At 58.0% G+C, this 22,439-nt stretch carries 21 protein-coding genes and 1 tRNA gene; 9 read left to right on the top strand and 13 right to left on the bottom strand.

The genetic code is table 11. The annotated features are described in order from the left end of the window. Window positions 1–28: 28 nt before the first annotated feature. Window positions 29–289 (bottom strand): multiple stress resistance protein BhsA, encoded by a 261-nt coding sequence (gene bhsA, locus AC2CGQ_RS15990; protein ID WP_015379209.1) that lies wholly within the window; start codon window positions 287–289, stop codon window positions 29–31. Between the two features lie 195 nt (window positions 290–484). On the opposite strand from bhsA, the gene AC2CGQ_RS15985 reads away from it, so the two are divergent. From AC2CGQ_RS15985 to AC2CGQ_RS15965, 5 genes are all read left to right on the top strand, one after another. Further along, a complete protein-coding gene (locus AC2CGQ_RS15985) occupies window positions 485–928 on the top strand; it encodes a lipocalin-like domain-containing protein (RefSeq protein ID WP_004936812.1) in 444 nt (147 codons plus the stop codon). After that, a complete protein-coding gene (locus AC2CGQ_RS15980) occupies window positions 925–1,593 on the top strand; it encodes a glutathione S-transferase family protein (RefSeq protein WP_004936814.1) in 669 nt (222 codons plus the stop codon). Before AC2CGQ_RS15985 ends, AC2CGQ_RS15980 begins: the two co-directional genes overlap by 4 nt. Window positions 1,594–1,640: 47 nt before the next feature. Then, the gene (locus AC2CGQ_RS15975) at window positions 1,641–2,048 is read left to right on the top strand and encodes a VOC family protein (RefSeq protein WP_015379207.1); all 408 of its coding nucleotides are present in this window, start codon (window positions 1,641–1,643) and stop codon (window positions 2,046–2,048) included. A gap of 333 nt (window positions 2,049–2,381) precedes the next feature. After that, on the top strand, window positions 2,382–3,743 hold the full coding sequence (locus tag AC2CGQ_RS15970) for an NCS2 family permease (RefSeq protein ID WP_004936819.1): 1,362 nt from the start codon (window positions 2,382–2,384) through the stop codon (window positions 3,741–3,743). Window positions 3,744–3,940: 197 nt separating this feature from the next. After that, a complete protein-coding gene (locus AC2CGQ_RS15965) occupies window positions 3,941–5,590 on the top strand; it encodes a Na+/H+ antiporter (protein WP_004936822.1) in 1,650 nt (549 codons plus the stop codon). Between the two features lie 73 nt (window positions 5,591–5,663). Here the strand turns inward: AC2CGQ_RS15965 and AC2CGQ_RS15960 are convergent, their stop codons facing one another. Then, entirely contained in the window at window positions 5,664–6,551 is an 888-nt protein-coding gene (locus AC2CGQ_RS15960; protein ID WP_004936826.1) for a LysR family transcriptional regulator, read from the bottom strand. A gap of 139 nt (window positions 6,552–6,690) precedes the next feature. On the opposite strand from AC2CGQ_RS15960, the gene AC2CGQ_RS15955 reads away from it, so the two are divergent. Next, the gene (locus AC2CGQ_RS15955; RefSeq protein ID WP_004936830.1) at window positions 6,691–7,113 is read left to right on the top strand and encodes a CidA/LrgA family protein; all 423 of its coding nucleotides are present in this window, start codon (window positions 6,691–6,693) and stop codon (window positions 7,111–7,113) included. Next, window positions 7,106–7,795, top strand: coding sequence for an LrgB family protein (locus tag AC2CGQ_RS15950; protein ID WP_004936833.1), 690 nt, complete (start codon window positions 7,106–7,108; stop codon window positions 7,793–7,795). Before AC2CGQ_RS15955 ends, AC2CGQ_RS15950 begins: the two co-directional genes overlap by 8 nt. Before the next feature lie 41 nt (window positions 7,796–7,836). Here the strand turns inward: AC2CGQ_RS15950 and AC2CGQ_RS15945 are convergent, their stop codons facing one another. The 4 genes from AC2CGQ_RS15945 to lpxO all read right to left on the bottom strand — a co-directional run bounded on the left by AC2CGQ_RS15945 (window position 7,837) and on the right by lpxO (window position 15,414). After that, a complete protein-coding gene (locus AC2CGQ_RS15945; RefSeq protein WP_076741021.1) occupies window positions 7,837–11,775 on the bottom strand; it encodes a non-ribosomal peptide synthetase in 3,939 nt (1,312 codons plus the stop codon). Between the two features lie 702 nt (window positions 11,776–12,477). Further along, window positions 12,478–13,173 carry a CTP synthase C-terminal region-related (seleno)protein gene (locus tag AC2CGQ_RS15940; RefSeq protein ID WP_171404461.1) on the bottom strand — a complete coding sequence of 232 codons (696 nt, stop codon included), beginning with the start codon at window positions 13,171–13,173 and terminating at the stop codon, window positions 12,478–12,480. 115 nt (window positions 13,174–13,288) lie between these two features. Beyond that, entirely contained in the window at window positions 13,289–14,209 is a 921-nt protein-coding gene (gene lpxP, locus AC2CGQ_RS15935) for a kdo(2)-lipid IV(A) palmitoleoyltransferase (RefSeq protein ID WP_004936843.1), read from the bottom strand. 299 nt (window positions 14,210–14,508) lie between these two features. Continuing rightward, window positions 14,509–15,414, bottom strand: a complete 906-nt coding sequence (lpxO, locus tag AC2CGQ_RS15930) for a lipid A hydroxylase LpxO (protein WP_004936848.1) — start codon at window positions 15,412–15,414, stop codon at window positions 14,509–14,511. A 248-nt stretch (window positions 15,415–15,662) separates the two neighbouring features. Here lpxO and AC2CGQ_RS15925 point away from each other — a divergent pair, with 248 nt between their 5' ends. Next, window positions 15,663–16,004 (top strand): hypothetical protein, encoded by a 342-nt coding sequence (locus tag AC2CGQ_RS15925; RefSeq protein ID WP_004936850.1) that lies wholly within the window; start codon window positions 15,663–15,665, stop codon window positions 16,002–16,004. A gap of 145 nt (window positions 16,005–16,149) precedes the next feature. Then, window positions 16,150–16,380 carry a hypothetical protein gene (locus tag AC2CGQ_RS15920; protein WP_126180945.1) on the top strand — a complete coding sequence of 77 codons (231 nt, stop codon included), beginning with the start codon at window positions 16,150–16,152 and terminating at the stop codon, window positions 16,378–16,380. 74 nt (window positions 16,381–16,454) lie between these two features. Here AC2CGQ_RS15920 and fis read toward each other — a convergent pair whose 3' ends face one another. The 7 genes from fis to AC2CGQ_RS15885 all read right to left on the bottom strand — a co-directional run bounded on the left by fis (window position 16,455) and on the right by AC2CGQ_RS15885 (window position 22,400). Beyond that, window positions 16,455–16,751 (bottom strand): DNA-binding transcriptional regulator Fis, encoded by a 297-nt coding sequence (gene fis, locus AC2CGQ_RS15915; RefSeq protein ID WP_000462905.1) that lies wholly within the window; start codon window positions 16,749–16,751, stop codon window positions 16,455–16,457. Then, complete coding sequence (gene dusB, locus AC2CGQ_RS15910) at window positions 16,733–17,737, bottom strand: tRNA dihydrouridine synthase DusB (RefSeq protein ID WP_085337224.1); 1,005 nt, start codon at window positions 17,735–17,737, stop codon at window positions 16,733–16,735. Before dusB ends, fis begins: the two co-directional genes overlap by 19 nt. A gap of 393 nt (window positions 17,738–18,130) precedes the next feature. After that, window positions 18,131–19,012, bottom strand: coding sequence for a 50S ribosomal protein L11 methyltransferase (gene prmA, locus AC2CGQ_RS15905; protein WP_015379202.1), 882 nt, complete (start codon window positions 19,010–19,012; stop codon window positions 18,131–18,133). 11 nt (window positions 19,013–19,023) lie between these two features. After that, entirely contained in the window at window positions 19,024–20,469 is a 1,446-nt protein-coding gene (panF, locus tag AC2CGQ_RS15900; RefSeq protein WP_004936863.1) for a sodium/pantothenate symporter, read from the bottom strand. Continuing rightward, window positions 20,459–20,701, bottom strand: coding sequence for a YhdT family protein (locus AC2CGQ_RS15895; protein WP_004936865.1), 243 nt, complete (start codon window positions 20,699–20,701; stop codon window positions 20,459–20,461). Before AC2CGQ_RS15895 ends, panF begins: the two co-directional genes overlap by 11 nt. Window positions 20,702–20,921: 220 nt before the next feature. Continuing rightward, a tRNA-OTHER gene (locus AC2CGQ_RS15890) sits at window positions 20,922–20,998 on the bottom strand. Between the two features lie 196 nt (window positions 20,999–21,194). After that, entirely contained in the window at window positions 21,195–22,400 is a 1,206-nt protein-coding gene (locus tag AC2CGQ_RS15885; RefSeq protein WP_004936868.1) for an MDR family MFS transporter, read from the bottom strand. Window positions 22,401–22,439 lie beyond the last annotated feature (39 nt).

Raw genomic sequence — 22,439 nt, 5'->3', positions numbered from 1 at the left:
TTTCTTCCGTCGGTTGGCTGTCCGACGATCAGTTGAAGATTTCTGCGGTGCCGTACAGTTTGTTCTGACCACCGGCGGCGACGATGCGGTAGGCGCTGGCGCCCGAAGCGGCGGCTTTGCTGGCCAGTTCGCTTTCCAGCGCGCTCAGGTTAGCGGCGCCGCTCACGGTGACGACGCCGATCTTCTGGGCGTCTGCAGCAGGTTGGCTGGAAGGCAGGTCAGCGGCGAAGGTAGCGAAAGAAGCGGTAGCCAGCAGCGCAGCGGTAGCAAAAATTTTGATGTTTTTCATGATGCGTTCCTCAGAGTGTTTGTTAGGTGAGAGCCCGTTGTCTCTCGATGTGTTAAATACTAGTGCACCGGATGTGAATAAAAAATCGGAGAGTTTTGAGTATCTCTGTCAAATAAATTGATTATTTTTCATCCGCTGGCGCGGGGCAACAATCGCCACTACCCTTTACAGACGATCCTTAACCGGAGAAGCGTCATGACGATGAATGCGTTTATCGGCAGTTGGGCGTTGGTGTCGTCGGCGTTCAAAAACCAGAACGGCGAGCTGAATTACCCGCTGGGCGAGCAGGTGTTGGGGCGCATCCACTATGAGGCCAACGGCACGATGGCGGCGCAGCTATACAGCGCCGTACGGCCGCGTTTCGTCGCCGACGATTTGGCGCAGGGATCCGAGCGGGAGATCCATGCCGCCTTCATCAATATGATTTGCTACTTCGGCCGTTATCAGGTGGAAGAAAGCGAGCAACGGGTGGTGCATCAGGTTGAAGGCTGCTCGTTCCCCAATTGGATAGGCAGCCGTCAGGTGCGTTTTTACGCCTTTAACGCCGATCGGCTGACGTTGCGCACGGTGCCGCTGCAGCTCGGCAACGGCGTGCAGGTTGGCGAACTGGTGTGGCAGCGGACAGGAGCGTCGTCATGATCATCGTTCATCATCTCAATCACTCGCGGTCGCAGCGCATTCTGTGGTTTCTGGAAGAGCTGGGCGTGCCCTATCAGGTGCAACGCTACGAGCGCGATCCCAACACCATGCTGGCGCCGCCGGCGCTGAAAAAGATCCACCCGTTGGGCAAATCGCCGGTGATCGTCGATGGCGATCTGACACTGGCGGAATCCGGCGCCATTATCGAATACTTGCAGGAAGCCTACGACGCACAGGGCATGTTTATGCCAACCGACTTCCACGCGCGTCAGCAATACCGTTACTGGCTGCACTACGCCGAAGGATCGCTGATGCCGCTGTTGGTGATGAAGCTGGTGTTCAGCCGTCTCGGCCAGCCGCCGATCCCCTGGCTGCTGCGGCCGGTGGCCGGCGCGATCGGCAAAGGCGTGCAGCGGGAATACCTCGACAAGCAGATCGCGCCGCACTGCGAATTCCTCGAACAGCACCTGAATAAGGGCAGTTGGTTCGTTGGCAACGACTTCAGCGCGGCGGATATTCAGATGAGCTTCCCGCTGGAGGCGATGGCGGCGCGCGGCGCGTTGGATGATTGCCCGAAACTGCGCGGTTTCCTGCAGCGCATTCACGCCCGGCCCGCCTACCAGCGGGCATTGGAGCAGGGCGGCCCTTACGACCTGCTGAGTTAGGCGGATGGGCTATACTCGATGGGGTCATTCTTCATCGGAGGTAGCCCATGGCTACGCAAATCTTCGTCAATCTGCCCGTACGCGATCTGCCTGCCTCAATGGCGTTTTTCACCCAGCTCGGCTTCAGCTTCAACCCGCAATTTACCGACGATACCGCCGCCTGCATGGTGGTCAGCGACACGATTTACGTGATGCTGCTGACCCACGACAAATTCAGGATGTTTACCCCGAACCCGATCGGCGACGCCAAACAGGCCACCGAAGTGTTGGTGTGCCTGTCGCAACCCAGCCGGGCAGCGGTGGACGAACTGGTGCGCAAGGCAATCGCCGGCGGCGGCAATACCTATCATCCGCCGCGGGACTATGGCGTGATGTACGGCCACGGATTTCAGGACCTGGACGGCCATATCTGGGAATTGATGTATATGGATCCCGCGGCGGTGCAGGCGCAATAAGCTCGCCGTGAAGCAGGTCGGCAGGGGCGCCGGATCGCCCCGTCTTTTCGCGCAGAAGCTATTCCCGCCGTTTTCTGCATAAATTGCCGCGATCTTTAGTTGATTAGACGCTAGGGAAGGCAGGATAATCGTTTGCCTTGAATAAACCACCATAAATCACCCGTACCGCGCGCTGCGAGTTAAACGTTTGCCTGGGTGCGCATCGCCGTTGGCGGTGTGGCATAAGGGCAGGGATGCGGAACGTGACGTAAACGATTACGTGGCGATCGGGCGCGGGCGAGATTACAGGCCTGCTGTGACGGGCCGATTCATGAAACACAGGGGAAGTAACCTATGTCGAACTCTCAAGCGAACCACGCCGCAAAACCAACCGGCGGGCTTGATGGCTATTTTAAAATTTCCGCGCGCGGCAGCAGCGTGCGTCAGGAGGTGGTGGCGGGGCTGACCACCTTCCTGGCGATGGTGTACTCGGTGATCGTGGTGCCGAGCATGCTGGGCAAAGCGGGTTTCCCGCCGGCGGCGGTGTTTGTCTCCACCTGCCTGGTGGCCGGTCTGGGGTCGCTGTTGATGGGGCTGTGGGCTAACCTGCCGATGGCCATCGGCTGTGCGATCTCGTTGACCGCCTTTACCGCCTTCAGCCTGGTGCTGGGCCAGCACATCAGCATTCCGGTGGCGCTGGGCGCGGTGTTCCTGATGGGCGTGCTGTTTACCATTATCTCGGTCACCGGCATCCGCGCCTGGATCCTGCGCAACCTGCCGATGGGCGTGGCGCACGGCACCGGCATCGGCATCGGGCTGTTTCTGCTGCTGATCGCCGCCAACGGCGTCGGCCTGGTGGTGAAGAACCCGCTGGATGGCTTGCCGGTGGCGCTCGGCGCGTTCACCTCTTTCCCGGTCGTCATGACGCTGGTCGGCCTGGCGGTGATCTTCGGCCTGGAGAAACTGCGCGTGCCCGGCGGCATTCTGCTGGTGATCATCGCCATTTCCATCATCGGCCTGATCTTCGACCCGGCGGTGAAATACCAGGGGCTGTTCGCCATGCCGAGCCTGGCGGACGCTGACGGCAAATCGTTGATCTTCAGCCTGGATATCATGGGCGCATTGCAGCCGGTGGTGTTGCCGAGCGTGCTGGCGCTGGTGATGACCGCGGTGTTCGACGCCACCGGCACCATCCGCGCGGTGGCCGGGCAGGCCAACCTGCTGGATAAAGACGGGCAGATCATCAACGGCGGCAAGGCGCTGACCTCGGATTCCCTGAGCAGCATCTTCTCCGGCCTGGTGGGCGCCGCGCCCGCTGCGGTTTACATCGAGTCCGCCGCCGGCACCGCCGCGGGCGGCAAGACCGGCCTGACCGCCACCGTGGTCGGCATTCTGTTCCTGCTGATCCTGTTCCTGTCGCCGCTGGCCTATCTGGTGCCGGTTTACGCCACCGCGCCGGCGCTGATGTACGTCGGCCTGCTGATGCTGAGCAATGTCACCAAGCTGGACTTCAACGACTTCGTCGACGCGATGGCCGGCCTGCTGTGCGCCGTGTTCATCGTGCTGACCTGCAACATCGTCACCGGCATCATGCTGGGCTTCAGCTCGCTGGTCATCGGCCGCATCTTCTCCGGCGAATGGCGCAAGCTGAACATCGGCACCGTGCTGATCGCCGTGGCGCTGGTGGCGTTCTACGCCGGCGGCTGGGCGATTTAAGCCGCTTGGGTTTCCCTCGCCCGCCGGGCGGGGGAGCCTGTTACGGCAATTCCCTTCTTAAGATAAGTCTTCTTCTGCTCTGCATCGCGTTTTGAAAGGCACAACAAGCTTTAACGGCTGTAAAAAAAGTGATCTACTATCGTGACCAACGCAGGCCCTGAGCCGATGTCGTCTGAATCGTAGAGTCTAAGGAAAGCATGGAAATCTTTTTTACAATCCTCATTTTGATCCTGGTGGTCTCCCTGTCCGGGGTGGTGACGCGCATGTTGCCGTTCCAGGTGCCGCTGCCGCTGATGCAAATCGCCATCGGGGCCCTGCTGGCCTGGCCGCATTTCGGGCTGCACGTCGATTTTGATCCCGAACTGTTCCTGGTGCTGTTCATCCCGCCGCTGCTGTTTGCCGACGGCTGGAAAACGCCGACGCGCGAATTCCTGCATCACGGGCGTGAAATTCTCGGCCTGGCGCTGGTGCTGGTGCTGATCACCGTGGTCGGCGTCGGTTATCTGATCTACGCGATGGTGCCGGGCATTCCGCTGGTGGCGGCCTTCGCCCTGGCGGCGGTGCTGTCGCCGACGGATGCCGTGGCGCTGTCCGGCATCGTCGGCAAAGGGCGGATCCCTAAGCCGATCATGGGCGTGCTCGAGGGCGAGGCGCTGATGAACGACGCCTCCGGCCTGGTGTCGCTCAAGTTCGCCATCGCGGTGGCGATGGGCACCATGGTGTTCACCGTGGGCGGCGCGACCCTTGAATTCCTCAAAGTGGCGATCGGCGGCCTGCTGGCCGGCGTGGCGGTCACCTGGACCTACAGTAAATCGCTGCGGGTGATGAGCCGCTGGAGCGGCGACGATCCGGCGACCCAGATCGTGTTCCTGCTGCTGCTGCCGTTCGCGTCCTACCTGATCGCCGAACATATCGGCGTTTCCGGCATCCTGGCGGCGGTGGCGGCGGGGATGACCATCAGCCAGTCCGGCGTGATCCGCAACGCGCCGCTGGCGATGCGTCTGCGCGCCAACAGCGTGTGGGCGATGCTGGAATTCGTGTTCAACGGCATGGTGTTCATCATGTTGGGCCTGCAGCTGCCGGGCATTCTTGAAACCTCCATCCTGCAGGCGGAGCTGGATCCGACCATCCAGACCTGGTACCTGTTCGCCGACGTGGCCACCATCTACGCCGCGCTGTTGGTGCTGCGCTTCACCTGGCTGTGGGTGATGAAGAAGGCCAGCAACCGCTTTATGAAAAAGCGTCCGCTGCAGTTCGGCGATTACAGCACGCGTGAGCTGTGGGTGGCGTCGTTCGCCGGGGTGCGCGGGGCGATTACCCTGGCCGGTGTGCTGTCGATACCGCTGTTGCTGAGCGACGGCACCGCCTTCCCGGCGCGCTATCAGCTGGTGTTTATCGCCGCCGGGGTGATCCTGCTGTCGTTGATCGTCGGCGTGCTGGCGTTGCCGCTGCTGCTGCGCGGCGTGCAGGTCACCGACAAGAGCGCCAGCAAGCAGGAAGAGCGCATGGCGATCGCCATGGCGGCCGAAGTGGCGATTGAGAGCGTGAATAAAATGGAAGAGCGCCTGGTTGCCGATACCGAAGAAAACCTCGATCCGCAGGTGTTGAAAGAGGTCAGCTCGCGGGTGACGGGCATGCTGCGGCGGCGCATCGCGTCGAAAGACGATATCGAGAATGCGCTGGCGATGGAAAACCTCGAGCGGCGTTTCCGCCTGACGGCGCTGCGCGCCGAGCGCGGCGAGCTGTACCACCTGCGCGCCACGCAGAAAATCAGCAACGAGACGCTGCAAAAACTGCTGCACGATCTCGACCTGCTCGAAGCGCTGCTGATCGAACGCGAAGGGTAAATCTCAGAAGAGGAATAAACGTTTTCCTCTTTATTTCTGTCCTGAAGGGCCGCCTGTGCGGCCCTTTTTTTGGTTACTTGAGCGGCGGCCAGTAGTCGCGGCAGCAGGCGATCCAGGCCTGCGCGCTGTGCGACAGGTAGCTGCCCTGGCGCCAGATCAGGCCGATTTTCCACTCCATGCGCGGCTCCAGCGGCAGCCAGACCAGGTTTTCCTTGTCCAGCCAGCGACAAACCGGCTCCGGCAGCATGGCGATGCCCACGCCGGCCTGCACCATCGAGGCGAGAAAGTCCCATTGGCCGCTGCGCACCGCGATTTGCGGTTCAAAGCCGGCCAGGCGAAACGCCTTCATCAGCATCTTGTACAGCGCAAAGTCTTCGTTATAAATCAGGATCGGGCTGTCGGCCAATTCGGCGATATTGATGCTGGTGCGGTTGAGCCACTGCGGCGTGCGCGGCGCCACCACGCACATCGGATGGCCCAGCAGCGGCAGAAAGGTCAGCGGCTGCGCCGAATCGAAGGGCAGCACCGTCATCGCCAGATCCAGTTCACCGGACATCACCGCCTGTTCGACCGACAGCCCGCCCAGCTCGGAAATCTTTAATTCGATGCCGGGGTAGGTCTGGCGAAAGCGGCGGATCAGATCGGCAATCTGCCTGCCGACCATCGGCGGAATGCCCAGCCGCAGCACGCCCTTTTTCACCGAGCTGATGTCTTCCAGCTCCGCCTCCAACTGGCGGAACTCGTCGAGGATCGTCAGGCCGCGCTGGTACACCGCCTGGCCGCTGTCGGTCAGGCGCAGCTTGCGGCCTTCGCGGATCAGCAGCGTGCATTCCAGCTCTTCCTCCAGATGCCGCAGCATTTTGCTGATGGTGGGCTGGGTGACGAACAGTTTTTCCGCCGCGCGGGTGAAGCTTTGCTGGCGCACCACTTCAACGAAGTAGCGCAGGGTGCGGACATCCACGTTAGGGTTCTCCTTGGGGACGCTACCGGCGAGAAACTATTCCCGGACGGCATGATGTCGATAATTTTAATTCATTTCAGGCGTGGTTTCCCGGCTGCGTATACTGTAGGCCGTCAATTATTGTTTGAGGTCATCTTTCATGTCTCTGGCGTTACGCCGCGTTGCCCCCTCCCTGCTGACCCGTTTGCAGGTGCCGATCCAGGTGGCGTTGTATGCGGCGCTGTTTCTGATCGCCGATCGTCTGGTGCAACAATTCCACCTGCCGCTCCCCGCCAATATCGTCGGCATGCTGATGCTGCTGGCGCTGATCCTGCTGCGCATTCTGCCGCTGAGTTGGGTCAAGGCCGGCTCCCGCTGGCTGCTGGCGGAAATGCTGCTGTTTTTCGTGCCGGCGGTGGTGGCGGTGGTCAACTATGCCCAGCTGTTGATGGTCGAAGGCTGGAAGATCTTTTTGGTGATCGCGGTCAGCACCATGCTGACGCTGGGCGCCACCGGGCTGGTGGTGGACAGGGTGTATCGGCTGGAGATTTGGCTGCAGCGGCGGAAGCAGCGCCATGAATGATTTTATCCTCAGTCTGGCCTGTTTTCTGGCGACGCTGGCGCTCTATTTCGCCAACAAGAAACTCTATCGCCGCCGCCGCACGTTGCTGCTGATGCCGCTGGTGCTGACGCCGATGATTCTGGTGTTGCTGCTGGTGGTCACCCACATCTCCTATCAGGACTACATCGGTGAAACCCACTGGCTGCTGTGGCTGCTGGGGCCGGCGACCATCGCCTTCGCGGTGCCGGTGTACGAGAACCTGCATATCATCCGTCGCCACTGGCTGTCGCTGACCGCCGGGGTAACGACCGCGGTGCTGGTAGCGGTTTACAGCTCGGTGTGGCTGGCGCGCCTGCTGACGCTGCCGGAAGAGGTGCAGCGCAGCCTGGCGGTGCGGTCGATCACCACGCCGTTCGCGCTGGAGGCCGCCAAGCAGATGGGGGGCCAACCGGACCTGGTGGCGTTGTTCGTGGTGATCACCGGGGTGTTCGGCATGGCGGTGGGCGACATTCTGTTTCTGCGGCTGGCTGTACGCAGCCGCCTGGCTAAAGGGGCCGGATTTGGCGCATCGTCGCACGGCGCCGGCACCGCCCGCGCCTATGAACTGGGGCCGCAGGAGGGCGTAGTGTCGAGCCTGGTGATGATGTTGGCCGGCATTATCACGGTGGTGGCCGCGCCACTGATCGGCCGGCTGATGTGGTAAGGAGGCGGTCTGCGGCGAACTGCGCCGCAGACCGTAGAGCGTCAAGGAAGGTTGCCGAGCATCGCCGGCGTGCGCGATGACTGCCGCAAGGCGCGTCCTATCTCCTCGTGGCTGAAGATAATGGAGTGATGATTGCAGGGCAACGGATGCACCTGCAGATGTTGACCGATTGCCGACAGGCCATTGTCGGCAATCGCCAGCAGTTCCCGCTCATCGCCCAGGCCGGTGATATTCAGATTTGCATCTTCGGTCGCCTTGAACAGCGTGATGCGTGCATGTTGCAACGGTGCGCTGAGCGTTTGTTTTGCCAATGCCAGCTCCGTCGGCTCTGCCTTTAAGGCCCGGTCGGCGGCCTCGCCGTCAATACCCAACATGGCCAGCATCGCCGCCAGCATGCCCGGCTCGCTGCGGATCTGGAATGGGGTTCGGTAGAAGGTATCAAGCAGGAACAGTTGGATATCGCGATAGCCCTGGCTTTCCAGTTGAGCGGCCATCTCCAGCGCGATCAGGCCCCCTAGCGACCAACCCAACAGACGGACGGGGCGCGCCGGCGACAGCCGCATATGGCCGAGATAATACGCCGCCAGCTCGCGTAGCGAAGTGATGTGCGGCTGTTGGAACAGGTTGTAATTGTTGATGCCTAACACATTGAAATCTTTCTCTAAATAGTTCGCCAGATCGCGATAAACATCGCAACCGGTGACGGCAGGATGGATCATCCAAACGCTGTCGGGGGTGATGGCGTGGTTCAGGCGCTCTACCTGTTTAAAGGTAAAACTGGCCTGATTCAGACGGGTCAACAGCTGCTGCAGGGGTTCGGAGGTGGCTGGAGCCGTTGCGGGCACGCCGTCGGTGAGAATACGGGCCTGGCCGCGCAGCGTCGAGTGAGCAAACAGCGTTTTAATGCCTAACGAATGCCCGTGTCGCTTCAGTTTAACCAGCAGTTGAATGGCGTGCAGCGAATGGCCGCCCAGCGCGAAGAAATCATCGTCGCGGCCAATGCGCGTTGTGCCCAGCAGTTCGCTCCACAGTTCGGCCAACTGCTGTTCCTGCTCGCCTTGCGGGGCTTCATAAGCAGCGGTTTCCTGCATGTTGGCTGGTGCCGGTAACGCTTTGCGATCCAGCTTGCCGTTGGGCGACAGCGGAAAAGCATCCAGCCGGATAAAACAGGACGGCACCATAAAGTCCGGCAGGTGTTGCTGCAATTGCCGACGCCATTCGGCGGCGTCGGCCGTTTGCTCTGGGGCGATGACATAGGCGACCAGGCGCTTGCCGCCGCTTTCGTCTTCCCGTGCCAGAATGGCGGCGTCTTCAACCCCTGAACACTGTCTGAGCTGTTGCTCGATCTCGCCTAATTCAATGCGCAGGCCGTGGATTTTGACCTGGAAATCGTTTCTGCCCAGATACTCAATGTTGCCATCCGGCAGCCAGCGGGCCAGATCGCCGGTTTTATACAGGCGAGCCTGCGGCTCGGCGCTGAAAGGATCGGCGATAAATCGCTCGGCGCTCAGCGCCGCGCGGTTCAGATAACCACGGGCAACCTGAATACCACCGATATGCAATTCGCCGGCGATGCCAGGCGGTAACGGTTGCAGTTGGTCATCCAGAATATGGAGCTGGGTATTGGCGATCGGTTTACCGATCGGTACCAGTGGGCGAGGATCATCGGGCAGGCATTGCCAGCTGGAAACGTCTACGGCGGCTTCCGTCGGGCCGTAGAGATTGTGCAGTTCCGCCTGCGGCAACTGCTGCAGGCAACGTTGTACCGTCGCGAGCGGCAACGCCTCGCCGCTGCACACGATGCGTTTCAGGGAGGCGCACTGCGCCATATCGCCGTGGCGCAGAAACAGTTGCAGCATAGAGGGGACGAAATGCAGTGTGGTGACGCCATGTTGTGCGATGCAGGCGCTGAGATAATCCGGTTCCTGGTGACCGCCCGGTTTGGCGATGGCCAGCCGGGCGCCGACCATCATCGGCCAGAAAAACTCCCAGACAGAGACGTCGAAGCTGAACGGGGTTTTCTGCAGCACGACATCATCCGGCGTCAGTGTATAAGCCTTTTGCATCCACAGGAGTCGGTTGATCACCCCGCGGTGTTCGTTCATCACCCCTTTGGGTTTCCCCGTCGAGCCGGAGGTGTAAATCACATAAGCCAGGCTGCGCTGTGGATCGGCGGCCAGCGGCGGCGGGTTGCCATCCGGCGCTTGCCGCCACAGATGGCTCTCACGTTGAAGATGCAATCGCGGCACGGCGATATCGCGCAGCGGGTGCAGCGCGTGTTCGCCGCCATCGTCGATCAGAACGAATCTGGCGCTGCAATCTTGCAGCATGTGGCGCAGGCGGTCTTGTGGATAGTCGGGATCGAGCGGTACATAGGCGGCGCCCGCCTTCAGGATGGCGTACAGGGCAATCACCATATCCGGGCTGCGGTTGACGCATACCGCGATGCGATCGTCAGGCTGTAATCCCTGCAGCCTGAGAAAGGCAGCCAATCGATTCGCCCGCTGATTCAGCTGTTGATAACTGATCTCGTGGTCCCCGTAGCACAGCGCCGGCGCTTCTGGCGTCAGCGCGGCCTGCCGTTCCAGGAATTGATGTACGCCTTGCGGCATGTCTGCCCATGTTTGTCGGGTTTCATTCCATTGATGGAAGATTTGCTGTCTTTCCTGCGGCAACAGCAGCGGTAACTGCCCCAGCGGCAGCGCCGGATCGCCGTCCAGTAGCGTGTTCAGCAGGTGCAGTATGCGGGCGGCGATGCGCTCACCGTCTTCCTGACTGAACCAGGCCTGATTGAAGTTGAACTCCAACAGCGGGTCGTCGCCCGGATGGTAATGGCGCAGGTAGACGCCGAGGGGCAGCTGTTCCTGACCGTGGTGCAGGTTTTCCACCTTGAACTGGCTGCCTTCCAGTTCGATGTCGGTCGGAAAAACCTCCAGAGAAAAGCTGATGTCGAACAGCTGGCGCCGCTCCTGCTGATGCAGGTTCAACTGGCGGTTGAGTTCGGCAATGGGAAAACGCTGGTGACGATAACACTGGCGCAGCTCGCTGCCGATTTGCCGCAGTAAGTGGCCGAAGGATTGCTGTGAATCGACCGTGATGCGCAGTGGGATCATCGAGGAAAACATGCCCAATGTTTGCTTATGTTCGGCGGTACTGCGGTTATGTACCGGCACGCCCAGCGTGAATTGATCGGTTTGCCAAATCCGGGCGAACCAGGTGGCCAGCAAAGCGCTAAAAAAATGCATTGCAGAACCGCCCTGCGCGGCGGCGTATTGTTCCAACTGTAGGAAACGCTCGCGTGGCAACCGCTTGATTATCTGATGGCTGGGGTAGGTTTGTTGCCCACAGTGATTTTGGCGGCGTTCCAGCATGGAGGGGGGCGCGTCGATGAAACGCTTCAACCAGAAATCACGATCGCGCTCGTAGCGTGGAGACTGCTGATAGGTGCGATCGCTGATGACGAAGTCTTGGTAACGCGAGTGGGGGGCTTCGTTTTTTATCCCTGCTTTTAATTGTTTATAGCGCTCCATGATCATTTTGCTCAGCAGGGAAATTGAGGTGCCGTCCGCAATCAGGTGATGGGAAGCAAGCAGCCATAGCGTGCTGGATCCGCTGACTTTGGCCAGGTGGCAGCGCCAAAGCAGGCTGTCATACAGTGAATAAGGCTGCAGGAATTGAGAACGAAGGTGTGTTTCTGCCAGGCTGATGGCATCTTGTCTGTGCGAAAAATCGTGGTAATGCAGGTCGATATAGGCCCGGTCGCAGGTTTCCTGGGTAATGCCTTGCGGCGTTTCTTTCAGCGTGGTTTGCAACGCATCATGTTGTTGCTGTATTTGCCGTATGGCTTCTTGAAACAGCGGTAGCGAAATCTCGCGCTCTACGCGCCATAAACACCCAACGTTATATAAGGGGATATCGGGGTTTAAAGATTGGTCTAGCCACACGGCTTGTTGCACGGTCGTCAGGGAATAAGCGGACACGGAACCACCTCCACAAATAAGGAATGAATCGAATTAAATAAAGTGAGTCGCAGCCAAGCACTCGAACATTATAAAAGGTGATTATTAAGTTGGCCTGTTTTCACATTAAATATTTTTAATGGTTTTATTTTATTATAATAAATGCAATGATTTTAGCGTTAATGATTTGTATTTTATTTATTTTTAAACTGGTTTTTTGCCATTGCTTTTGTGGCGTGTTAATCACGATTGACTAGCTTTTATTCGTGATATTAGTAAGCGAAATCATGTAATTTATTGTTTTATTTGTGATTTTTTATTTTTGGCAAAAGGGGGGCGGAGCTGAGGCGGTTCGTAAGCGATAACGGAGTGGTATCTCAGCGGGCAAGTTCGGTTGCTTCTCTGCAAGAGATAACAGGCTGAATCATAAAAAATTATAAAGAATCTCTTATGTTGTATTATTATAAAAGAAATAATAATGAATAATAAGAAGTGAAGCTTATTGTGATTTCATGCATTTCTTTATTCGTAATTCTGCTGTTAACTTTCATAGGAGTATGACGTTTCAATTAAACTGCGATGAATGATCCGTTATTGGGCAATTAATGGATTAACTTTAATGAGATAATAAATGTGAAACGTTGATGCCGAGTGATACCCGAAATGAAAGACGCAACGAGAACCCTGTCTCGCTGCGGCTCGATCCTACGGGGAGGTAGCAGGTTAGCAGACGGCGGCTTTGACGAGTTCCACCACCAGCGGCGAAAGCTCGCCGCGCAGTGCAGCGCGTTCTGATTGGAACAGCGTGGCGACGTAAAAACGCCGCTCCGGCAGTTCGATGGCGCGCACGTCGCCTTCGGCATCGTGGCCGCTGATAATCAGCGGGAAGCGCTCAAGGTCGGCGACGAAGTCCGGAGCCACGCCAAAGTTGCAGTGGTAGCCTTCATGGGTGCTCAGGCTGCCGTAGGCCTGCGCGACGCGGGTGTCAGGCTGAAAAACGATGTCGCCGGTTTTTTCCACCAGCGAGCAGCTCAGCGGGGCGATCACCAACCGGCCACCGCTGTCGGTTTCCGCATGGCCGGCGTCGTGCCAGCCCATCACGTTGCGGGCGTACTCGATGATGGCGTACTGAAAGCCGCCGCAGGAACCGAGGAACGGCACGTCGTTTTCCCGCGCATGCCTGATCGCCATAAAGGCGCCGTCGTCGTGACAATATGGGCTGCCTGGCACCACCCAGATGGCATCGAAATCTTGCAGGACATCGGGGGAGGTCAGGGTTTCGGTCGGTAGCCACTGGGGCTGCACGTCGATGTCGAGATGGGCGGCGGTGAGCTGGAGCGCCACGGGGATGGCCTGATGGGCCACGGCTTGCGGGTTGTAATCACCGACCAGAGCAATGCGGACTTGAGCTTTCATCATTTCCTTTCCTGTGCGGGTAAAGAGGGAGATTACAGGAAAGCGACATGTTGAGCCGCAGATTTTTTAAACGCGGCGCACAAAAAAGCCCGGCGTCGGCCGGGCTGGAAAACGGGGCTCAGTACAGCGACGGCGCGCCGACTGGCCGGGTTTTGAAGCGGCGATGTAGCCACAGATATTGCTCCGGCGCCCGCATGATCTCTTTCTCGATCACTTTGTTCATATAAGCCGCCGCCGCCTGTTCGTCGCTGAGCGGGTAGTCTTCCAGGGCCGGCTGGATCAGCAGGTCGTAGCCGCGGCCGCCTTCACGGCGGATCAGCACCACCGGCACCAGCGCCGGGTTGGCCATGCGCGCCAGCATGAAGGTGCCGCTGGTGGTGGCGGCCTGATCGACGGCGAACAGCGGCGCGAATACGCTGCCGCGCGGGCCGTAATCTTGATCCGGCGCGAACCAGACCGCCTCACCGCGCTTGAGTGCGTGCACCATGCCGCGCAGATCCTTGCGATCGATCATCGCCTTGTTGGAGCGCATGCGGCCCTTGGTTTGCGCCCACTCCATCGCCTTGTTGTTGTGCGGGCGGTACATCGCCATCATCGGCTGGCACAGGCCCATTGCCCGGCCGCCCAGCTCAAGCGACATAAAGTGCACGCCGATCACCAGCACGCCGCGGTCGTCACGCTGCGCCATTTTGAGGTGGTTGATGCCGGAGACGTTAAACCAGCGCTTAACGCGTTTATCCGACCAGAACCAGGCCATGCCGGTTTCCAGCAGGCCCATGCCGAGGGACTCAAAGTTGCCCACTACTTTACGCTCGCGCTGCGCTTCGTCCATCTCGGGGAAGCACAGTTCGAGGTTGCGGCGGGTGATGGCGACGCGACGCTTAAGAAAGCGCATCGAGGTGCGCCCCATCCATACGCCAAGGCGGTTAAGCAGCGGGTAGGGGAGTTGCACCAGCAGGAACAACAGGGCCAGACCGAACCAGGTCAGCCAGTAGCGCGGGTGCAGCAAGGAAAGTTGAAATCTCTTTTGGCGTTTCATAGCAGCTCGTTTATGCGTTAGGGGGGTAGCAACCTGTAGCGCATAAAGGATCCACTCGATAGCGATACAACGACTCAGACACCCGGGGACGGCCAGGGTTTAGTCAGAATTCCATAATTGACTAAACATTTACATTCGAAGGGCGGTTTGCGCTGCTATCAGGCTTCGGAGGGATAGCTGTTGGCCAGCGGAGGCGGCTCTAGGAATGCGTATGTTAACACAGGGTACGGGGTTCAGAGGAAGAGAGGCATGCGAATATTCTCATTCGCATTGCCTCTGGATTGACGATTGGCGACGGTTTACAGGCTGGGGAGGATGATGGCGGCGAAAATGGCGGCGATCACCAGCCATTTCAGCAGGTAGTAACCGCGGCGATTACGCGCCTTCAGGCGCTGGCCGGCGTCGCGCACCGCGTTGACGTATTTGAAGATGCGGTTGATGCCGCCGGTGCGGTCCTGATCGTCGTTCGGCGAACTGGCCGCCGACATCAGCGTAGCGCCGACCCAGTGGTTGACCGCCTGCGCCCAGCGCCATTTCATTGGCCGCTCGACGTCGCAAAATAGAATGATGCGCGTCTGGTCGGTGGCGTTTTGCGCCCAGTGCACGTAGGTTTCGTCGAAGATCACCGCTTGGCCGTCGCGCCAGCTGTGCTGCTCGCCGTCCACTTCGATGAAGCAGCGATCGTCGTTAGGCGTCATCAGCCCCAGGTGGTAGCGCACCGAGCCGGCGTAAGGATCGCGGTGTTTACCCAAATGGCTGCCGGGCGGCAGCTCGGCGAACATCGCCGCCTTGACCGATGGGATGCGGTTGAGCAGCTCGACGGTTTTCGGGCACAGCGTTTGCGCCGAAGGGTGGCTGTCGCTGTACCATTTCAGATAGAAACGTTTCCAGCCGCGTTTGAAGAAGGTGTTGAAGCCGGCGTCGTTGTGCGACTGCGCCTTTTTGATGTGATCCTGCAAACGCACGGCTTCCTCGCGGATCACCTGCCAGTTGTCGGTCAGCGTTTGCAGCTCCGGGAAGCCTTTTTCGTCGAAATAGGGCTGTTTGGCGGGCAAACGCGAGAAACCGGTCATAAACATGTTGATCGGCCCCATAAACGTGGAGTGATCGAACAGCTGACGGGTAAGCTTTTGTTTCTCTTTGCCGCGGGAGTGTGCGTAGAGGAAGCTGATGATAAAAATGCCGATAATGATCGCGGCAACCATAGAATCCATCCCTGTTGGAGCTTGTTAAAAATTCGTACAAATTATAGTTTTATGACAGGAAAAATTTAACTTTTTCGTGCGCTTTCCCTGCGTGTGCTGCTTGTTGGCATAAAAAATCAATAAAATGATTTGTAATGAAATTTTATATCGATTTTTTTGGTTTTAGTCCTATTCTTAAATCGTTCAAGGGGTGTTTCATGCCATCTTGTTTCATGACGAATGGCACGTATCTGAGAAAAGAGGGACTTATGAAAAAATCAATCATTGCCTTGTCTGCACTGCTGCTCGCTTCCCCGGTGTTCGCTGCTGAAACCGCGACCGACACCGCCGCTCACGCCAGCAACGAAGTTGTCGCCGAGGCGCACAAAGGGGCGGATACCGCCAAAGAAAAGCTGCACCAGTCTCAGGACAAGGGTGAAGAGCTGAAGCTGAAAGCCAAGCATGCCGCCGAAGGCAAGAGCGACAGCGTCGGCAGCAAAGTGAGCGAAGGTTCGCAAAAGGCCTGGCACTCCACCAAACAGGGCTCGGAGAAGGCTTGGGACAAGACTAAGCAAGGGGCGGAAAGCCTCAAGAACAAAGTGACCGAGTAAGGTCTCCGCTTTACCCCAAGGGCCGCGCTGCGGCCTTTTTTATTGCCTGCAATCCAGAGCCGATGCCCCGCTTTGTCGCCCCGATTAAAACGTGAGAGTATTCTTCATCGATTGGCGACTCAATCGTAAGCAAGAAGGAAGCGCTATGAAATCCCACTGGATAAGGCGGTTATTGACACCCCCACCAGCCTGGACAGGCAGAGCATCGGTTATCTTGGGCCTGCTGGTGTTTGTTGTGTTGAGCGGGCTGGATAGCCTGGGCGTGGATTTGGACGGGTGGAAGCGCTACGTGATGATCGCGGGCGTGGCGGGTATTTGCTATTTCTTTGCCGGATATATAGATAAGCGCATTCCGCGCAAATCCTTGCCAATGTAGGCACAAGTCAGAAAAAGAAAAAGGCGCTTATCAAATGAGATAAAGCGCCTTTTCAACACGTTAACTGACTAGTATCAGTTCATGCCGTATTTTTTCAGCTTCTTGCGCAGCGTGCCGCGGTTGATGCCCATCATCAGGGCTGCGCGGGTCTGGTTGCCACGGGTGTATTGCATCACCATGTCCAACAGTGGCTGTTCAACTTCAGCCAGTACCAGCTCATACAGGTCATTTACGTCTTGACCGTTCAGTTGAGCAAAATAGTTCTTCAGTGCTTGTTTAACCGAGTCACGCAGAGGCTTTTGAGTCACCTGATCTTGTGAGTTAACGGTAGAAACGGTCAGTACGTCAGAATTTACGCGTTGTTCGAACATAGTTCTGTCAGCTCTTTTTTTACGCTAAGATTTTCGAAATATGCCTCCAACGCCTCCAGCTGTTCGCTGGCATCCTCTATGGCGTTGAATGTGCGCCGAAACTGGTCATTCGGAGCGTGTTCCTGGAGATACCAGGACACGTGCTTACGAGCAATCCGGAATCCCTTGCCTTGGCCATAGAAGCCGTGCAATTCCCGAATGTGCCCAATCAACAAGCGCTTCACCTCGCCAAGCGGCAGCGGCGGCAGCAACTCCCCAGTGTCCAGATAATGCTGGATTTCCCGGAAGATCCAGGGTCTCCCCTGAGCAGCGCGGCCTATCATCAGGGCATCAGCCCCGGTGTAGTCGAGCACTGCTCTGGCTTTATGCGGGTCAGTAATATCCCCATTCGCGATAATCGGAATGGAAACACTCTGCTTAACTGCCCGAATGCTGTCGTATTCCGCGTCGCCGTTAAACAGACAGGCGCGGGTTCGGCCGTGAATCGTCAGGGCCTGAATACCACAGTCTTCGGCCAGTTGGGCAATCTCTACACAGTTACGGTGCTCTGGCGCCCAGCCGGTGCGAATCTTCAGCGTTACCGGCACATCCACCGCGTCAACCACCGCGTGGAGGATCTGTTTTACCAGATCCGGGTACTGCAACAAGGCGGACCCGGCAAGCTTCCGGTTCACTTTTTTGGCCGGGCATCCCATATTGATGTCGATGATCTGCGCGCCGCTGGCCACGTTGATACGCGCGGCGGCGGCCATATCATCAGGATCGCATCCGGCAATCTGCACGGAGCGGATCCCTGGTTCATCGCTATGCACCATACGCAGACGCGACTTATCCGTCCGCCACACCTCCGGGTTGGAGGAGAGCATTTCGGATACAGCCATCCCAGCACCCATTGCATGACAGAGGGTTCTGAACGGGCGATCTGTAATACCGGCCATCGGGGCCGCAATCAGGCAATTAGTAAGCTGGTGGTGTCCAATGCGCATAGACAAAGAGTGACCATACTGTGTCCGCAAGGGCGCGTATATTACGCATTTTTGCGCCGAGATGAAAGGCCAAACTTTAACCAATTGGCTCGCTATTAGGGCAAAAAATGCGCTGCGCAGTGATTCATAAAAATATTGTATATATTTTACAATGAGTTGACGAAAGGTGCTTATTTTGTGTGCGGTAAAATATTCGCCTTTGCGCAGGATATTATCTGCATTCGCCCGCTATTTTTGCCGGGATAACCTGCCTGGAAGGCGCATTGTCAGGGCGATCCATCGTTGAAAGGCAAAAAATTGCATAAAATTTTGTCTTGCCCGTGGGTCGATCGCCGGACAAAAAAAATCCACCGGCGCGGGGCCGGTGGATGAGGGAGCAATATACCGTGACGCTTACTTACGGCGGCCGGTGATGCGGCACCACTCTTCACGCTCGGCGACCGGATCGAGCGTGAACTTCTCTTCGTAGGCTTGTGCAACGCTGCTCGCCTGGCTGGCCAGCACGCCGGACAGCCCCAAATGACCGCCGGCCTTCGGCAGGCAACCGATCAGCGGCGCCAGTTCGCGCAGCGGGCCGGCGAGGATGTTGGCGACCACCACGTCCGCCAGCAGGTCCGCCGGCTGGTCTTTCGGCAGATACAGCTCCAGACGCTCTGAGACGCCGTTACGCTGCGCGTTGTCGCGGCTGGCCTGAATGGCCTGGGGATCGATGTCGATGCCGATAGCGCGCGCCGCACCCAGCTTCAGCGCGGCGATCGCCAGGATGCCGGAGCCGCAACCGAAATCGATGACGGTTTTGCCGGCCAGATCGAGGCCGTCCAGCCACTGCAGGCACAGCGCGGTGGTCGGGTGGGTACCGGTGCCGAACGCCAGGCCCGGATCGAGCATCACGTTGACCGCGTCGGGATCCGGCACGTCACGCCAGCTCGGGCAGATCCACAAGCGCTCGCCGAAGCGCATCGGGTGGAAGTTGTCCATCCACTCGCGCTCCCAGTCCTTGTCTTCCAGCTGTTCTATCTTGTGGCGGAAACCGGCGCCCAGCAGCGGGTGCTGTTCCAGCATCGCCACCACCTCGGTCATATCGGTTTCCGCGTCGTACAGGCCGATCACATCGGTATCGCCCCACAGCAGGGTTTCACCCGGCAGCGGCTCGAACACCGGGTTATCGTGGGTGTCCTGGAAGGTCACCGACACGGCGCCGCTTTCCACCAGCGCGTCGCTCAGGTCTTCCGCCTGGCTGCCGGTGGTGTTCAGTTTGAGTTGGATCCAAGGCATAGCAATTCTCTTCAAGAGGGTAATGATGACGCCGCCCGGCGCTTTTCGCCGACGACGTTACCGAGATAAAACGCCAACAGGCTGAGCAACAGCGAAGGCACGATAGGATGCAGCCCCGCCGGTTGCAGGTTGAAGCTGGCCAATAGCGTATAGCATACCGCACCCGACACCATTGAGCTAAGCGCTCCCTGAGCATTGGCGCGTTCCCAATACAGGCCCAGCACCAGCGGCCACAGGAAGACCGCCTCCAGCCCGCCGAAAGCCAGCAGGTTGAGCCAGATGATCATCTCCGGCGGGCGCCAGGCCGCCAGCAGCACCAGCAGGCCGAGGATCAGCGTGGTCAGGCTGGAGAAGCGCTTGATCAGCCGCTCGTTGTGGATCTGCTGCGGACGCACGCCAAGGTAGAGATCCTTGATGATGGTGGCGGAGGATTGCAGCAACTGGGCGTTGATGGTCGACATGATCGCCGCCATCGGCGCCGCCAAAAAGATCCCGGCGGCGTACGGCGGCAGCACGGTGATCATCAGCGTCGGGATCACCTGGTCGGGGATCTTGAGATCCGGCAACACCGCGCGGCCGAGCGCGCCGGCCAGGTGCATGCCGAACATCAGCACCGCCACCACCACGGTGCCGAGCAGAATGCCGCGATGCACCGCCTTGCTGTCCTTGTAGGAGATGCAGCGCACGGCGGTGTGCGGCAGGCCGATCACCCCGAAGCACACCAGGATCCAGAATGACGCCATAAACGGCAGGCTGAGGATCTGATCGCCGCCCTGCGGCGACACCAGCGCAGGATCGATCTGCTGCAGTTTGCTCACTGCGCTGTCCAGTCCGCCGGCGGCATGGATCACTGCCACCAGCAGCAGCACGGTGCCGAGCAGCATCACCAGCCCCTGCATGGCGTCGTTCAGCACGCTGGCGCGGAAGCCGCCGAAGGCGGTGTACAGCGCGATGCTGATGCCGAAGATCAACAGGCCGGTGTCGTAAGGAATGCCCGCGGCGGTCTCCAGCAGGCGTGCGCCGCCGATGAACTGCACCGTCATGGCGCCGAGGAACGCCACCAGCAGGCTGAGGCTGGCCAGCCACACCAGCAGGCGGCTTTGGTAGCGGCCATACAGCATGTCATTGAGAGTAATGGCGTTGTAGCGCCGCGCCAGGATGGCGAATTTCTTGCCCAGCACGCCGAGCGACAGCCACACCGCCGGCAGTTGGATCATCGCCAGCAGCACCCAGCCCAGGCCGTATTTGTAGGCGGCGCCCGGCCCGCCGATAAACGAACTGGCGCTGATGTAGGTGGCGGTCAGGGTCATCGCCAGCACAAAGCCGCCCATCGAGCGGTTGCCGAGGAAATATTCGCTGAGGAAGTTTCCGTTCTGGCGGCGCCGATAGGCGTACACCGACAGGCCGAACACCAGCAACAGGTAGGCGACCAGCGGCAGGATCACTTCAGTTTGCATCGCGGTCCTCCAGCGAAATGTCGCGGAACACCGTGCGCACCATCAGCCAGCACAGGCCGATGAACAGCAGCGGCACCAGCAGGCAGGCCATTTCGAACCAGTGCGGCAGGCCGGTGACGCCGATGGCGCTGTCCGGCAGGTAGGCCGCCAGCCCCCAGGCCAGCAGGTAGAGCAGCGTCAGCCCCAGCGCCCAGCGCGCTTCGCGGTGCGCCTGAATAAAGCGTTTGTCCATCAGTGTCCCCCATAGGTTTACGATGATGGCTTGTGACAAGAACAGATGAAGGAACAGGATTGTACGGAATGTGCGGCGTTTGGCTAATAAATTATTCACCTTTCCGGTGAACGCAACGGGGCGATGGAAAGAAAAGAGGGGGGTAAATATATAAATTTTTACCGGTTTATTTCGATGAGAAAATAATTAAAGAGAATGGGAAAAGGAATGGGTTTTATATTGGTTGGCGCAACCGGAATCGAACCAGGTGACCTCTGTGAAGTATGACACAGCGCTCTACCACTGAGCTACACGCCTGCAATAAACAAATTTATAACATCTCCTAATCATTCATGTAAATAGATTTATTTTATTTTTTAGCATTAAATAAATCATTCGATTAAATAATGACCTGCATATCCTTCGCTATTTATTTACTGTGATTAATATCACGATAAAGCCGCCCCGTTAATACGTTTAAACAAGGGCGGCGTTAATTAGCGGGTTAACAATGTCACGCGGTTATCGTTCTTTTCTCAGATATTCTTTCCGAAATAGTATAAAGAACGATGACGCCGATGCATAAAAAGAACATCACGGCATACAGGGCGCCACCGCCACCTTGTTTTAACAGCAAACCGCCGACAAAAGGGGCGAGCGCCAGGCCAAATTCGTAAAACGTGGCGGCACCGAAGTAAGCCCCTTTTAGGTTAGCCGGCGCCATACGATCAATTTGTATATTGAGCGTAGGGAACAGGATGACTTCGCCGAGGCTGAGCAGGAACATGGCGACCAACCACAGCAGCCAGCTTTCACTGGAAACCAGCAGGAAGACAATTTGTGAAAGCGCGAGAAAGAACACGCCCAGGCTGGTTTTCAGTGCCAATGACATGCGGCGGGTAAAGCGCTCGGTGAAATACTGCAGCGTTATCACCGTGGCTGCATTGATGAATATCAGCACGCTGAGCAGGTATTCGGGGTTGTACACCTGGCTGATCATGAGGTATTGCGGCAGCGTCACGTCGATCTGCCCGTAGACCAGCATCACCAAAATGTTGGCGACTACCAACACCTTGAACGCCTGATCGTTCCAGATAATCCGCAAAGAGCCAATGAATGAGAAGGTGGCGTTGCGCGTTTCTTTACCGTGCCCCGCTTTGAATACCGCGAGCACCAGCAGCAAATAGCAAAGGAACGACAATGCGGTGACGAAGAAGGTAGCCTTCTGCGCCGTCAGCCCGAGAGCGACACCCACTAATGGGCCTACGGCTGCGCCCACGTTCATCAGGAAGTAGCGGATGTTCAAGGCGCGTTCCCGCTCTTGCCTGTCATGGAGAATATCGCCGATCACCGCTTTGCTGGCGGGTTCGATCAATGAGCGCGAAATGCCATTGAGTAAAATACCGACAAAATACCACGCCGGTGAGTTGGCCAACGCAAGTACGCTAAATGAAATGATAGCGGCGATTGCACCAAGAATAATCAACGTGCGACGGCCATATTTGTCTGATGCGCCACCGAAGAGATAGCCGAAAGAAATAGACACGATAAGTGATACGCTCATCATGACGCCGATTTCCACCGGCGTCATCGCGTAGTTATTTCTCATGAGAATGGTAATGAATGGCCAAATCATGAAAAAGCAGGCGCGCGTCAAAAACGTCCCGATAAAGATAACCCATATTTCTTTTGGGAAATAAGGGATGAATGTTGACCTCAAGGCGGTTTCTCCTTAAATGTTGCTCGTCGTCTGTTGAAC

The organism is Serratia sp. DFXYC6, assembly GCF_057196085.1.
Note: the sequence above shows the minus strand (reverse complement) of the source record. Positions and strands in the feature narration are given on the sequence as shown.